The following is a 14,356-nucleotide window of genomic DNA, read 5'->3' as shown; positions in this document are numbered from 1 at the left end:
GAACTTTTTCAGGCTATTAATATTATAATCGGAACTTATGTTTTGCGCTCTTTCTTTTTAGCTGCAGGAAACAATACATTATTAAGAATCAGGCGATATCCTGGTGAGTTGGGGTGTAAATTTAAATCCGTAGGCGGATCTCCAACCTGATGTTGGTAATCTTCCGGATCATGGCCTGCATAAAATGTCCAGGTTCCGTATCCATACGTCCCATGTATATACCGCACTTCATCTACGGATTTTGTCTCCCCAAGCACCAATACATCTGATTTTATTAAACCCCGTTTAAAACTGGTCGTTTGACCCATAAAACCTTTGACCGTCCTGGTATGATTTTGAGTTAACATGGTAGGTACCGGGTCCCATTTTGCTGAAAAATCAAATAATTCAAAATAATCGTTTTCTGGATTTAACTTGCGGTCATACGTGTTATCAATTGTAGAAAATTCGTATTCCAATGGGTTATCTTTCAAACTATAGTTTTTGAAAGCCAATGTTTTTGTATAATCAAGTAAAGCATTTGCATTGCCATTTATAGGATCGCCGTCATAATAAACTGCACAGATGTCAATACCCTCTGCTGAAAGTGCAATATCATACGAATCTGTTGCTGAGCACATTGCAAAAGTAAAGCCTCCACCGCCAATGTATTCCTTAATTTTTTTTGCAACTTCCAATTTACATTGAGAGACTTTTGAAAATCCAAGTGATTTACTGAGCTCCTCAGCTTTTTTCTGATTTTCAATATACCAAGGTTGGGTATGGTACCCTGAATAAAAACGTCCATATTGACCTGTAAAATCCTCGTGATGTAAATGCAACCAATCATATTTAGGCAACATTCCAGATAAAATTTCACGGTCGTAAATTTTTTCAAAAGGGATTTCAGCATAGGTTAGTGCCAGTGTGACCGCATCATCCCAGGGTTGAATTCGCTCTCCTTTATTGTTGAATTCCGGGGTATAAACAGCAATTTTAGGAGCCTTTTCAAGTTTCATAAGCTCTTGATTTACTTCAGGATTTCCAATTTCTGATTTAATTCTGTCAAATTCATTGTCAGAAATAATTTCAAAGCTCACTCCACGGGTTTTACACTCCTTTTCTAAAGTTTTCAAATTAAGGAATGCAAAACTTCCACCTCGGTAATTAAGCAACCAATATGCTTCAACATTTTGATCAATTACCCAATAAGTAATCCCGTAAGCCTTCAAATGATTGGCTTGCTTTAGGTCCATAGGAACTAAAATATAAGAAGAAATCGCAGTAAAATTGAATAGCAGGATACCGACTGCCGTATATAATAATTTGTTCATCATACTTTTAGTAAACAACAAATATATTTAATTGAATGATTTTTAAACGCTTAACGAATCAACATATTGGTTAATAAATGGTTATTTTATGCGATTAGAAATCAATTTATTGATATTTGCATTAATATACATCCGTAATGGGTCAATTTAGTTTTCAATATCCTGTGTGGTCAATCGGTTTGTGCCTTTTACTTGCTTTTTTAGCAGGCTTGCTAATGTATTATAAAAGCCCACAATTAGCTGACAGAAGTTATAGTCAAAATTGGCCTTGAGCATCTTGCGGATGTCTGCAGTGTTCTTAATCTTAATATTATTGCTAAATCCCTTATATAAATACTATAAAAAAGTATACAAAAAGCCTATTTTGATCATTGCTCAGGATGTAAGTGAATCCATCGTTTCAAAAGGGAGTAATTCCATTCAAGAGTTTCAAATTGAAAGAGATCAATTAGAAACCAATCTCAAAGATAAATTCGAAGTATTTCATTTGGAATTTGACATGGTCTGCCGAGAGCAAAAAACTGATCAATATTCCGGTAAATTAACAAACTTAAATACTGCATTAGACTATGTCACTAATTCTTATGACCTTCAAAAAATCAGAGGAATTATTCTTGCTTCTGATGGAATTCAGAATTCAGGAAAGAGTCCAATTTACAATAGTATCTTGAATCAGCTCCCAGTTTATCCGATATTATTAGGAGATACTACACCTGAAAAAGACTTATGGATTGGGAATTTGTTTTTTAATGAGATCGTTTATGCCGGTGATAAATTTGCGATAGAAACAGATTTACAAGCCTGGAATTTGGTAAATGAAAAAAGCTCTCTTAAATTAAGTAAATTCCAAGATGGAAAATGGAACTTGTTAAATAACGAATTGATCACAATTGCACAATCAGGGTATTTTAATACAAAGCAATTTATTGTACAAACAGATAATCCAGGATTAAACAAATATAAAATTTCAATTGATCCCATTAAAGGAGAAGCATCGACCCGAAACAATACACGTGAATTTTATGTAGATGTCTTGGATTCAAAAAAGAAAATATTAATATTATCATACGCACCTCATCCAGATCTATCTGCAATTAAGGAAGCTGTTACTGAGAATAAAAACTATGATTTAGTAATCAAAAATATTGCTGACAATTTGCCAGTTTTTAATGATTTCAGCTTAATCGTATTTCATCAGTTACCAGGCCCCGGAGGTATTGGAAAAAATCAAATAGAATCTGCCAAAAAATTACAAATTCCATCCTTGTTTATCCTTGGTCCTCTAACTGATATCAATCAATTTAATAATTCACAGGATATTGTTTCAATTAGTGGAACAAATAAAACAACTTCGGAAGCGACACCTATTATCAAACCTAGTTTCAATCAATTTATATTAAGTGATCAAAGTCTTGATTATATAAATAAACTACCTCCATTAAATGCACCTTTTGGGAACTATAATTTGGATCCAAACGCATCCACTTTGTTTTATCAGAAGATTGGAACAATTGAAACAAATTACCCTTTGGTGGTTTTGTCAGATAAAAGCGCTTACAGATCGTCCTATATATTGGGTGAAGGTATTTGGAAATGGAAATTAAATGAATATTTAAATACAAATCATTTCAATTTTTTTACTGAACTCATATCGAAAACTGTTCAATTTACATCTACAAAGCAAGATCATAGGGAAATTCCGAATAAGCCAGTCGAAACGGATTTTTAATGAAGGTGAAAATATTACATTCTTTGGAGAGCTGTATAACGATAACAATGAAAGAATCAATCAACCTGATGTTGATTTAACAATAGCAAATAGCGATGGCCTTAAATTCAACTATAATTTTTCCCGGGTTGATAATTACTATTCATTAGACATTGGATCTTTGGCTGCGGGAGAATATAATTATCAAGCGCATACTGAATGTAATCGCAAACAACTAACCGCTAACGGCAAATTTTCCATTCAGGAGCAAAATATAGAAACCGCCAATCGGGTAGCCGATTTTAATCTATTGCGATCTTTGGCATCTAAATCTGGAGGAAAGCCCTATGTACCTTCAGAATTGAATTCTTTACAAAATGAATTGCTTGGAGATGAAAAATCCAGATCAATCTTGGTACAAAACCTTGAGATCAATCCCTTAATTGACCAAAAATGGCTTTTCTTTATCATAGGATTTTGCCTGCTACTTGAATGGTTCTTAAGAAGATTTTGGGGATCCTACTAAAAAAATTTAAATTTTTTTATAGTTTTGCCATGCACCTTAAAACACTATGCTGGCGTATACCCTTGCCCGGCCTTTTATTTATTTGTTTTTGGGACTATGCCTTAGCATAGCAGCCACTAACTTATACTATTCCTTGTATTATGAAAATACACAGGCAAATAGCTTGGTTTCTATACTCTTCGCATCAATTCTTCTAATTGTCCTTCTGAAAAAGAAGAAATCAATAGCCTTGGTTACAATTGCAATCTTTCTCTTTTGTTTAAATGAATACGTTCACCTCAATCAAGTGCATGATTTAGGACCTTCTTCCAATTCCCACAAGTTTCAAAAGATCGAATTTAAAATTACCAGCGATAATTTTATAAATAAAAAACACAGTTGCATAGCAATTGCAAATATCAATAACAAAGACGTACAATGCAAAATAAGCTTCCAGGATCGTTCGATTAATTATCCGCTTCAATATGGTGATATGATATCAGGAAGTATATGCCTCACTAAAATTAATGGTTCCAGTTCCAGAACTTTTAATACATACCCTGATTATTTACTAAATAAACACATATATTATGAGGGCTTTATGTCAAAGATAGATCACTTCCAAAGTGCATCGAATAATTCGCTTTACAAAATGACCCAATATTTAGCTACTCAAATTAAAAACATTCTAATTCAAACATGCAGCAAACCAGAGAATGCCAACTTATTAGTTTCATTAATACTAGGTGATAAAACCGATTTAAATAAAGATACTAAACAGGCCTTTCTTTCAACTGGAACAGCTCATATATTAGCTGTATCTGGCTTGCATTTAGGACTTGTTTATTATCTTCTAAGCTTAGTCTGCAAACCAATACGCAAATTAAAAAACAAGAACTCAAAACTTATGGAATCAATCTTGATTCTTACCGGAATATGGGCATTTGCCTTGATTACTGGTTTGGGTTCATCCATTTTAAGAGCAGCAGTTATGTTTAGTTTTATTCAGGCTTCAAACTGTCTGAAACGAAAAAATGATTCGGTCAACACCTTATTTGCATGTGGATTCTTTATGGCAGCATACAACCCGTGCATTCTATCTGATATAGGTTTTCAACTTTCATTTTCTGCTGTTTTAAGTATCATTTGGTTCAATCCATACTTTAAAAGGATTTGGCTTCCTAAAGCAAAATTACTGTTACCGATTCGAGATTTATTTTCCATTTCCTGTTCTGTACAGGTATTGGTCTCACCAATTAGCATCTTCTATTTTCAACAATTTCCTTTGTACTTCCTTATCTCGAATTTAATCTGGATTCCACTTTCTTTTTTACTCATGATACTTGGCTCAATACAAGTATTTCTATTTGCATTTTCTCAAAAGTTCGCAAGCCTTATAGGAATCTTTTCAGAAGAACTCATTCAATTTGGAGTAGGCTGTTTGAAATGCATTCAAAAAGCGCCTTATTCTATTCTCGACAACATTTGGATAAACGATGTCCAAGCCATACTTATCCTTTGCTCATTTATATTTTTAAAATTTTATTTTATTACTCAAAACTCAAGTATGCTTATAAAAAGCCTTGTATTTGCAGTTTCGGTATGCCTAAGTACTTACTACACTGAATACACTATTTCAAAAAGTCGTGAATTAGTATTATATAAATACAACAATGCATTCCAAATGGAATTGCGTGAAGGGCATCATACAATCGGAAGTTCTCCAAATTCCAATACGCTCTCAAAATACCGATCCTTAAATAAAATCAATCACACGGATTCCATTACACTCAGCGAACTAATTGCCCTAACAAGTAAAATTCAGGAGGAAGTAAGTATCCATCCTATAAAATGCTCAATGAAGCTGTATTGTCTCAAACAAAAAGGCACTACTAAAATTCTTCATTTAAATAATCTTACCGAAGCTAATGCTAAATGCATACAAGGGGAGGATTACAAAATATCAACCTATTTAAACATGAGTCAAAACAATCCAATAATCATTAAACTTCAAAAATGACAAAATCAAGCTTTGATAAGCTTACTTTAAGTAAAAATGAGCGACTTGGCTTATATTTCTTACTATTACTATTTGTAGGTTTTATTATTTTACCCTATAAATTTTCACAACCTGAAACTTTAAGTTCTAATTTATATAGCCCTATAAACAATTCAACAATTCTATCAGATTCGAATTTTGAAATAGCAAATGAAATACATGACACCTTAGCGACACCTAAAATCATTAAATCCGAAGACAAAACCACAGTAAAACTTAATGCATTTGATCCAAACGAGCTTGATGAAAAAACCGCAATTCAATTAGGGATATCGCCATTGGTTTATAAAAGAATCCAAAACTATTTAAACACAGGTGCTCGTTTTAAAAAACCTGAGCAATTTGGCAAAATATATGGACTTTCAATGGAAAAATACAACATGCTGCTCCCGTATATTAAAATACAAAACGAAAAACAAATCCAGACAAAATCTAAATCCATCCTACCGGTATCACTAAATAGAATTGAAATAAATGAATGCACCGCTTCTGAGCTTTTACCCCTTCCTGGAATCGGAGAAGGACTTTCAGCTCGAATTATTAAATACCGGGATTTGCTGGGAGGCTTCCACAAAACGGATCAGCTAAAAGAAGTTTATGGGATAACAGATTCATTATACTTGATTATCAAAGATTACATTCTTTTAAACAAGCAAATTTTAAAACTTAATCTATCAAAAATGAATTTTACAGAAATGCAAAAACATCCATACATAGGGCACAAAATGGCAAAATTAATTTCAGCTTATGTGAAATTACATCCACAAGCATCCAATCAGGAAATACTCAGCAATTTACCTTCAACAAGCAATGAAATAAATAAAAATCTTCTTGCCTATTTAGATCCTAACTAAAGAAAATCCTGTTTTAACTAAAGGCAAATTTACAACATTTAATATAGCTGTATTACAAATGCAAAATCAACGTTTTAAACATTACAAGCAATGCTTGAAAAATTTTTAAAGTTTCTTAAAATGCAAACTCGCTAAATGCAATTGTTTCACAAAAATCAAACAAAAGAATTTACAAATATTTTCTAACAGATTCCACATTTTGATTTGAACCTATGATAATGGAGGACCTTTGATGCAAATCCACGATATCTATTTCCATTATTCGTGTTCCATTTTCATTAATACTTGTACCACCTGCTTGTTCTATTACAAAACTCAAGGGGCTGCATTCATACAGCATTCGAAGTTTTCCTTCAGGATTTTTTATTGTATTCGGATAAAGAAAAACACCGCCTAAGCAAATCGTTCTATGAACATCTGCTACCATAGAACCAATGTAACGCTGGATCATACTTTTGTCAGCGCAATCGTCCAAATAGCGTTGAATTCCTGTACTAAATTGTTTATAATACCCCTGATTAATGGAATAGTTATTTCCAGCAGCAGGAATTTTCATAATGGGATGACTTAAACAAAATTCGCCGATACCTCGATCATAAGTGAAACCATTTACACCATGTCCGGTAGTATAAACCAACATGGTTGATGTTCCATACAGAACATAACCTGCAGCAACTTGATTTACCCCTTTTTGCAAAAAATCACTTAATTGTAATTCTTCATTTTCATGACTGATTCTTTGGTATATTCCAAAAATTGTTCCGACGCTAATATTAACATCAATATTAGAAGAACCATCCAAAGGATCGATTACAACCACATACTTATTGTTTTTGTTAGCCATGCCACTAAATGGAACAAAAGAATCCAATTCTTCAGAAGCGACACCCGCGCAAAGTCCGGAATTTTTCAAGTATTCTATCATCAAATCATTCGCATAAATATCCAATTTCTGAACGGTATCTCCGGAACTATTCACGTTGCCATCTACACCGAGAATATCCATTAATCCGGCTTTATTTACAATTCGATTTACAATTTTAGCAGCAATTCCTATATGCCTTAGTAAACCTGAAAACTCGCCAGATGCCTGATCTTGTTGAAATTGATTTTCAACTATAAACTCGTCCAATGTTATTCTGCGTCCCATCTCTAATTTTGGGCACAATATAGTTAAAATTTAAGGATGGAATTCCTACAAAGAGGCTTAGCTTTGCGATGAAAACCTTAATTATTGAAACATCTATTTACATTAAATCGCTATTTTAATAAATACAAGAAAAAGCTTTTATTAGGGATTCTTTTTGTAATTCTTTCAAACATTTTCAGAGTCTTGCAACCTCAAGCCATTCGGGAAGCGCTTGACCGGATATTAGATTTTATTCAAAGCGACAAGGGCCAAATGCAAAAAGAGCAACTTTATTCTGAATTGATGAAATTTGGATTTTACATATTTGGCTTTGCTTTGTTAATGGGACTCTTTATGTACATGATGCGGCAAACTATTATTGTAATGTCTCGATTAATTGAATACGATTTAAGAAAAGACATCTTTCAACATTATTTAAAATTGGATACTGCCTTTTATCAACGAAACAAAACCGGTGACCTGATGTCCAGGATAACAGAAGATGTGAATAAAGTCCGTATGTACCTGGGGCCAGCCATGCTTTATGGAATCAACCTGATTAGTTTGGTACTGATTGTCATCATTACAATGTTCAAGGTTAATTTCATGCTTTCATTATATACTTTATTGCCTCTTCCATTTCTTTCATTTATAATTTATTGGGTTAGCAACAAGATCAATAAAAAAAGTGAAAAAATACAGCAGCAATTAGCTCGGTTAACTACTGTAAGCCAGGAATCTTTTAGTGGTATCCGGATAATTAAATCCTATGGCATGGAAGCCAATTGGAAACGGGATTTAGGTGAAAATGCAAAACAATACAAAGATTTATACCTTGGCTTATCCCGAATCGATGCCCTTTTTTTTCCATCGATGCTTTTATTAATTGGATTAAGTACATTAATCACCATATTTGTAGGTGGCCTAAATGTTTATAACGGTACAGTTACTCCGGGAAACATCGCAGAGTTTGTAATCTACGTCAATATGCTAACCTGGCCTGTTTCAGCACTTGGTTGGTGTGTTTCTATCATTCAACAAGCAGAAGCATCCCAAAAACGAATCAACGATTTTTTACAAACGGAAACAGAAATTGAATCAAATGGACCTAAAAAACTGCTAAGTCCTTCATTTGAAATTGAATTTGACAACATTAATTTTCAATATCCAGGGTCAAAAATTAAGGCTTTAACAAATTTCTCAGTCACAATTCCGGAAGGGTCTCGTGTTGCGATCGTTGGGAAAACGGCGTCTGGAAAAACAACCCTTGCAGAATTACTCCTGCGCTTGTATGATCCCAGCTCAGGTACTATTAAACTAGGCGGCCAAAATTTAAAAAACATCCAAGTTGAATTGTTACGAAAGCAAATTGCCTATGTCCCACAGGATGTGTTTTTGTTTTCTGAAAGCATTGAAGACAATATAGCTTTTGGAATAGAATCTCCAGAACCTCTACTAGTTAAGCAAGCTGCCACGTATGCCTCAGTGTCAACAGAAATTGAAGAATTTCCAGAAGGCTATACCAGTATATTAGGAGAGCGGGGAGTCAATGTTTCAGGAGGGCAAAAACAGCGCATTAGTCTGGCAAGGGCTTTTATCAAAGATTCACCCATCATTGTATTAGATGACTGCTTGTCTGCCGTAGACTCCCAAACAGAACAACGCATTATGGAAAGCTTTGACACCTATCTTTTCGGGAAGACATTGATTTTGATTACACAAAGATTAAAGCAAACCGCCCATATGGATAAAATCCTGGTTTTGGACAATGGGAAATTGGTTCAAAGTGGAAATTTTGAAACATTAGTTAAAGAAAAAGGCCTTTTTTCACAACTTTATGAGATTGAAATAAAAGCTGAAAACAATATTCAAGAAAAATAACATATATTTACATAGCATTAAAATTCTTGTCCCGTGGAAAATGAAAAGCATATCGAGAATATTTTTTCAAAAAAACTAAGGGCCGGTAAGCGCAGGACCTATTTTTTTGATATCCGAAAAACAAAATCCGATGATTTTTTTATATCCATAACGGAAAGCACCCGGAAATTTACTGGCGAGGGCTATGAGCGCCATAAGATTTTTGTCTATAAAGAAGACTTTAATCGTTTTGTTGAAAATCTTCAGGAGGTGATTAACGAGATCAAAACCAATTACTTACCAGATTTTGATTACGATGCATTTGCCAAAAGAGATGAAGAATGGGAGCAACAAAACCCCGAAGGTTCGAAAAATCAAAACGACGATAATATTGCCTGGTAGTTATTGCTTTAAATAGCGTACTATATAATAGATCGCATTCAACAGCACGCTTATCAGAAGTAAACTTATTATCGGAAAATAAATTCTATAGTTAGATCCCACCCATTTAATATCACCAGGTAAATTTCCAAACCAAGAAATGTATTGTCTAAAATAAGTATAAGAAATACCAATAATCAATATAACTGATCCCAATATGATTATTTGTTTTCCAATTTCCATGTTAGATTACAATTTTTCAGGATAGATTCCTGCTTGAATCATATCATTAAATGCTTTCTCTACCATTGGTTTATCTTCTTTGTAAGTAACGCCAATCCAGCTTGAACTGGAATGCAATACATGCACCTCCGTTTTGTGAGTGTCTATCAAATCCTGGATTAATTCCGGTATGTAAAATTCTGCTCCAGAATTAGCCAGATTCTTTTGTAGAAAATTACAAAAAAATGAATTTGCCCAAACAAAATAATTTGCTTGAAAGCCCCACATATTCATTGACACAGGTGTATCTGGATTCAAAAAATGCTTGTGATCATTATGCTCAAAATATATTTCAGGTTGCTTATATATATTTTTACACTCAAGAATACTAATCAATTTATTCTCTTCACTTATTTTGCAAATCCCTCGGTTTACGGCTCCATGATCTGATAAGGTATTTATTAATGGATAAGCAACAACCGCATAATTTTTAGAACCACTTGAGAGAAAAATCATACAGCAATTGCATGGCATTCCTACCATAAAAATCATCAGCGTTAATTACACCAAACGGCCCATTAATTGCATCTTTGGCAACCCAAACCGCATGACCCGTTCCCCAAGGTTTTACACGATCGGGTGGACATATAAATGATTCAGGCAAATGATCCAGTTCCTGATTTACAAATACAAGTTCGGCCCTACCAGCCCAATGGGTATTGACTCGATCAATAAACTCTTTAGCGAAACTATTACGAATCACAAAAACTATTTTTTCAAATCCGACTTTCAGCGCATCATAAATTGAATAATCAATAATCGTTTCTCCAGATGGACCAAATCCATCCATTTGCTTCAAGCCTCCATAACGACTCCCCATACCAGCTGCTAAAATTAATAATACTGGCTTTTGATTTTCCATACTTATTATTTAAATGCAATATTACTACTGGAAATGCTTAAATGCAAATTCACTAGTTGAAGCAATAAAAAAGCCCACATGTTTATTCACCATGCGGGCTAAAAAAAATAATTTCAATTACTTACAGCTTAATTAATGCTTTTGTTTTTTGAGCACTTTCAGAAGCTATACGTACATAATAATTTCCGCTTGACAAATCTTTTAGATTAAGATCTAGCTCATGTTTTCCACTACTCATTCTGCCAGAATGCAAGACTTGGATTTCAGAACCAATAGAATTAAATACAGTTATTCTGATAAACTCATCTTTACATTCAAAACTAATTTTAGAAGATTCTTGTGCAGGATTTGGATACGCTTCAAAATTTAAAGAAAAATCACGATCATAATCCTGAACGGAAGTTGGGGAGCAGCCTTCAATTACAGGTAACTTTTGGAATTCCTGGAATAGTAACTGACTCACAACCGATGGCGCTACCTGAAACCAATCAATCAATATAGAAGCATAAATCGACCTGAAATCATATTGCATAGCAACTCCTTCATCATTGGTAACATTCGCATTGATCGTTGGATTATTACCGAGTATCCCCGGATTTACACAACTGCCGAATAAAAACATAGGTGCAGCTGAACCATGATCAGTCCCTGTTGAATCATTGGCTTTAATTCTTCTTCCAAATTCAGAAAAAGTCATTCCTAATACGCGTTTACTATTCCCAGATTGGTCAATTGCGGCTTGAAATCCTGCAATCGCATCAGATAATTGCTTCAATAAATCAGCATGGGTTCCTACTTCATGATCATCCGGATCACATTGATTTGCATGGGTATCAAAGGTGCCTATACTTACTACATACACTTTTGTTTTCATGCCCCCTTTAATTAATTGAGCCACAATATTCAATTGATCTAGCAATCTGTTGCCAGTTGTAGCAATGGTTCCACCAGCCGCGTTATATGCATCTTTAATTACATCCGTATAATCGTTGGTTTGCTTTAATGTGTCAATTAAATATTTCAGTTCATTCCCATAATTGGTTGTTGGGATTGTGGCAGGAAAAGCTGGCTCGTTTAGAGGAGCTAGTGTAGCAGGATCATTAATCGCCAAGCTAAAATTGGCAACCGAACCTTGACACGTTTGACTCACGAGCGATCCTACAGTTATTGCCAAAGGATCAGGATTGTCTGTATTTGGATAACCGGTTGGGTAGCTGAGGTGATTTTCCATATAATATCTGCCTAACCAACCTGTCGTTTCGACGCGTTCTGCACTTGAACCAGATGTCCATATATCCGTTGATCTGAAGTGCGAACGGTTTTGATTAGGATACCCTACTGATTGAATCAATTTTAGTTTACTGGCATCATATAAAGACTTTAAACCTGTCATCGATGGATGCAATCCAAGATCTGTGCGAAGTTTAATCGCCAAACTTTCTTTAATCATTATTTTATTACGAACCTTATCGAGATTCGAATATTGGTCCAAAGGCAGCACCATGTTTAAACCGTCATTACCACCGGTCAATTGAATCAGCACCAACACTTTATCATTTTCAGGACTAACAAAATCCAAAAATGAATTTCTGGCCACCGCACTTACAGGTATCCCATTGATTAACATCGGCACCGATGCCAGGGAACTAACTTGCAAAAATTTTCTTCTTTTCATTGTATTGAATTTTAATTAGCTTAAATAATATTCAGGCATCGTTAATAAATTGGAGATTAGCAATTTAAGTCTATTCTCTACCGCAGCTTTCTTTTGAGCATCATTTGGTGAAGCAACAAAAGCGTCCCAATTTGTTTTCCATTGAGCTTCTGTCATATTACCCAGTAGTTTGGACTTTAAATAATCCAACTGATTTTGGAAAATTGGCTTAGGCAGTAAATGAGCAACAATGTCATTTATTAAACGCGTTGCATCTCCAGGAGCTGAAAAATCACTTACATAATTTGTCAATTCCAAACCAAATAATTTTTGTGCTATATTCCTAACTTTAATTGTTTTGGTTGCAAGTCCTGTGGTTAATGCTGTACGCAAAGGTAAGGTTACGGAATTTACCCAAATTTCATGAAAACTTGGCTCCTGATAATAAGGTGTCCAACCTGCAACACTTGGAACATCGAAATAAACTTGTTGAAGTCCATTCGTGCTTCGGTACAAATGCAGATATAGATTATAAGTATCTTCAATTGAGCTAACCTGTGATGAATTAAATTTCATAGCCTTAAGGGTGTTGAAAACAAACTCATACGGAGGTCTTATCAAAGCTCCTAAAGATTCATCTGTATAAAAGTGTGAACTGGAAAGCAATTCTCTAACTACCGGAGCAATATCAAAATTATTTGCAACCAAAGTATCTGCCAAACCATCCACGATATCCGATTCAATGGCACTGCTTACTTTGTAATAAATAAAATAGCGGTATAGTTTGCGACTAATAAAGGTGGCCGCTTCTCGTTTTTGAAAAATCACGTCAATTACTTGCTTGTATTCATTTGCCCCTGCGTTAACAATTTTCGTGTTGTTAAAACGATGAGATAATGTTTTCGTAGATTTATCGTGGAGATTGGAATCAAAAACAGCTAACGGTTGATAGGTAGTATTTCTGCGGTCCACAGGAACATACCAACCAGTCAATGCTTTTGCAACTTCCATCACATCCTGTTCTGTAAATGTAGTATAATCACCTGGGCCAGCTAGATCGCCTTTCCCTAAAGTAAATAACTCCATTAATTCTCTTGCATAGTTTTCATTAGGAGCCAAATTCGTATTTTGATTTCCATTTAGATAATACAACATGGCCTTATCTACAGTGATTTGTTTGGTGAGTTCTTTAAAGTTTTTCAGACAATTTGACCTTAATAATTGAATGTAGTCAAAACTCATACGAGGGTCAAAAATCTCAGAAACTACAAAATGATTGTGCCAGAATAATGTCATTTTCTCAGTAATAGAAACTTCTTCTTTGTAAATCTGCTCCATCATCCAGGCAAATAGTGAATTTTCCTTAAAAGCCACATTTCCCTGAACGCTGGGATTTAATGGAGTCTTAACCCAAGGCTGTCCTTTTATAACATTTGGATCTATAGGGTTATCGCTATATATGACTGGGTCCATTGGTAATTGCACCGGAGTAAACAATTTATCCAGAGTCTTATCCATGCCATCACGTACAGCGTCTAAAATTTGTTGGTGTGTTGGCCCAAACATGGCTCTCCTGAGTAAATGGGCTGCTATCGCATAATTCCAAGTCCCGGAATAGGGAGTCAACCCGCCACCAAGAGGTAAAGCATCTTCCTGTTGGCGATTGCCCACTGTTGAAGCAGCTTCTACCCCCAGAAATTTTTTGAAAGTGGTCCTTCGATCCATAAGAAATTAATTTTATGTGTTTTT

11 protein-coding genes and 1 pseudogene are annotated in these 14,356 nt (G+C 34.6%); 6 read left to right on the top strand and 6 right to left on the bottom strand.

The features are described 5' to 3' along the window. Nucleotides 1-35: 35 nt before the first annotated feature. Nucleotides 36-1,316 carry an asparagine synthetase B gene (locus IPK91_01385; GenBank protein ID MBK8295948.1) on the bottom strand — a complete coding sequence of 427 codons (1,281 nt, stop codon included), beginning with the start codon at nt 1,314-1,316 and terminating at the stop codon, nt 36-38. A 361-nt stretch (nt 1,317-1,677) separates the two neighbouring features. Here IPK91_01385 and IPK91_01380 point away from each other — a divergent pair, with 361 nt between their 5' ends. From IPK91_01380 to IPK91_01365, 4 genes are all read left to right on the top strand, one after another. Beyond that, nucleotides 1,678-3,042, top strand: a complete 1,365-nt coding sequence (locus IPK91_01380) for a hypothetical protein (GenBank protein MBK8295947.1) — start codon at nt 1,678-1,680, stop codon at nt 3,040-3,042. 160 nt (nt 3,043-3,202) lie between these two features. After that, entirely contained in the window at nt 3,203-3,547 is a 345-nt protein-coding gene (locus IPK91_01375; GenBank protein ID MBK8295946.1) for a hypothetical protein, read from the top strand. A gap of 46 nt (nt 3,548-3,593) precedes the next feature. Then, nucleotides 3,594-5,546, top strand: coding sequence for a ComEC/Rec2 family competence protein (locus IPK91_01370; protein ID MBK8295945.1), 1,953 nt, complete (start codon nt 3,594-3,596; stop codon nt 5,544-5,546). Then, entirely contained in the window at nt 5,543-6,439 is an 897-nt protein-coding gene (locus IPK91_01365; protein MBK8295944.1) for a helix-hairpin-helix domain-containing protein, read from the top strand. The genes IPK91_01370 and IPK91_01365 overlap by 4 nt, the downstream gene beginning before the upstream one ends. A gap of 169 nt (nt 6,440-6,608) precedes the next feature. Here IPK91_01365 and fbp read toward each other — a convergent pair whose 3' ends face one another. Continuing rightward, on the bottom strand, nt 6,609-7,589 hold the full coding sequence (fbp, locus tag IPK91_01360; protein ID MBK8295943.1) for a class 1 fructose-bisphosphatase: 981 nt from the start codon (nt 7,587-7,589) through the stop codon (nt 6,609-6,611). Nucleotides 7,590-7,673: 84 nt separating this feature from the next. Between fbp and IPK91_01355 the strand changes: the two genes are divergently transcribed. Then, nucleotides 7,674-9,449, top strand: coding sequence for an ABC transporter ATP-binding protein (locus IPK91_01355; GenBank protein MBK8295942.1), 1,776 nt, complete (start codon nt 7,674-7,676; stop codon nt 9,447-9,449). A gap of 33 nt (nt 9,450-9,482) precedes the next feature. Further along, entirely contained in the window at nt 9,483-9,830 is a 348-nt protein-coding gene (locus tag IPK91_01350; GenBank protein MBK8295941.1) for a DUF3276 family protein, read from the top strand. Here IPK91_01350 and IPK91_01345 read toward each other — a convergent pair whose 3' ends face one another. From IPK91_01345 to IPK91_01330, 4 genes and pseudogenes are all read right to left on the bottom strand, one after another. After that, entirely contained in the window at nt 9,831-10,052 is a 222-nt protein-coding gene (locus IPK91_01345; GenBank protein MBK8295940.1) for a DUF2905 domain-containing protein, read from the bottom strand. A 6-nt stretch (nt 10,053-10,058) separates the two neighbouring features. Next, nucleotides 10,059-10,953: pseudogene (locus IPK91_01340) on the bottom strand (nucleotidyltransferase). A gap of 121 nt (nt 10,954-11,074) precedes the next feature. After that, nucleotides 11,075-12,628: a DUF1501 domain-containing protein gene (locus IPK91_01335; protein ID MBK8295939.1), complete on the bottom strand. Its 1,554-nt coding sequence runs from the start codon at nt 12,626-12,628 to the stop codon at nt 11,075-11,077. A gap of 15 nt (nt 12,629-12,643) precedes the next feature. Further along, on the bottom strand, nt 12,644-14,332 hold the full coding sequence (locus tag IPK91_01330) for a DUF1800 domain-containing protein (GenBank protein MBK8295938.1): 1,689 nt from the start codon (nt 14,330-14,332) through the stop codon (nt 12,644-12,646). Nucleotides 14,333-14,356: the final 24 nt, after the last annotated feature.

The organism is Saprospiraceae bacterium (assembly GCA_016712145.1).
Taxonomy (GTDB): domain Bacteria; phylum Bacteroidota; class Bacteroidia; order Chitinophagales; family Saprospiraceae; genus Vicinibacter.
This window is presented reverse-complemented; position numbering and strand designations above follow the sequence as displayed.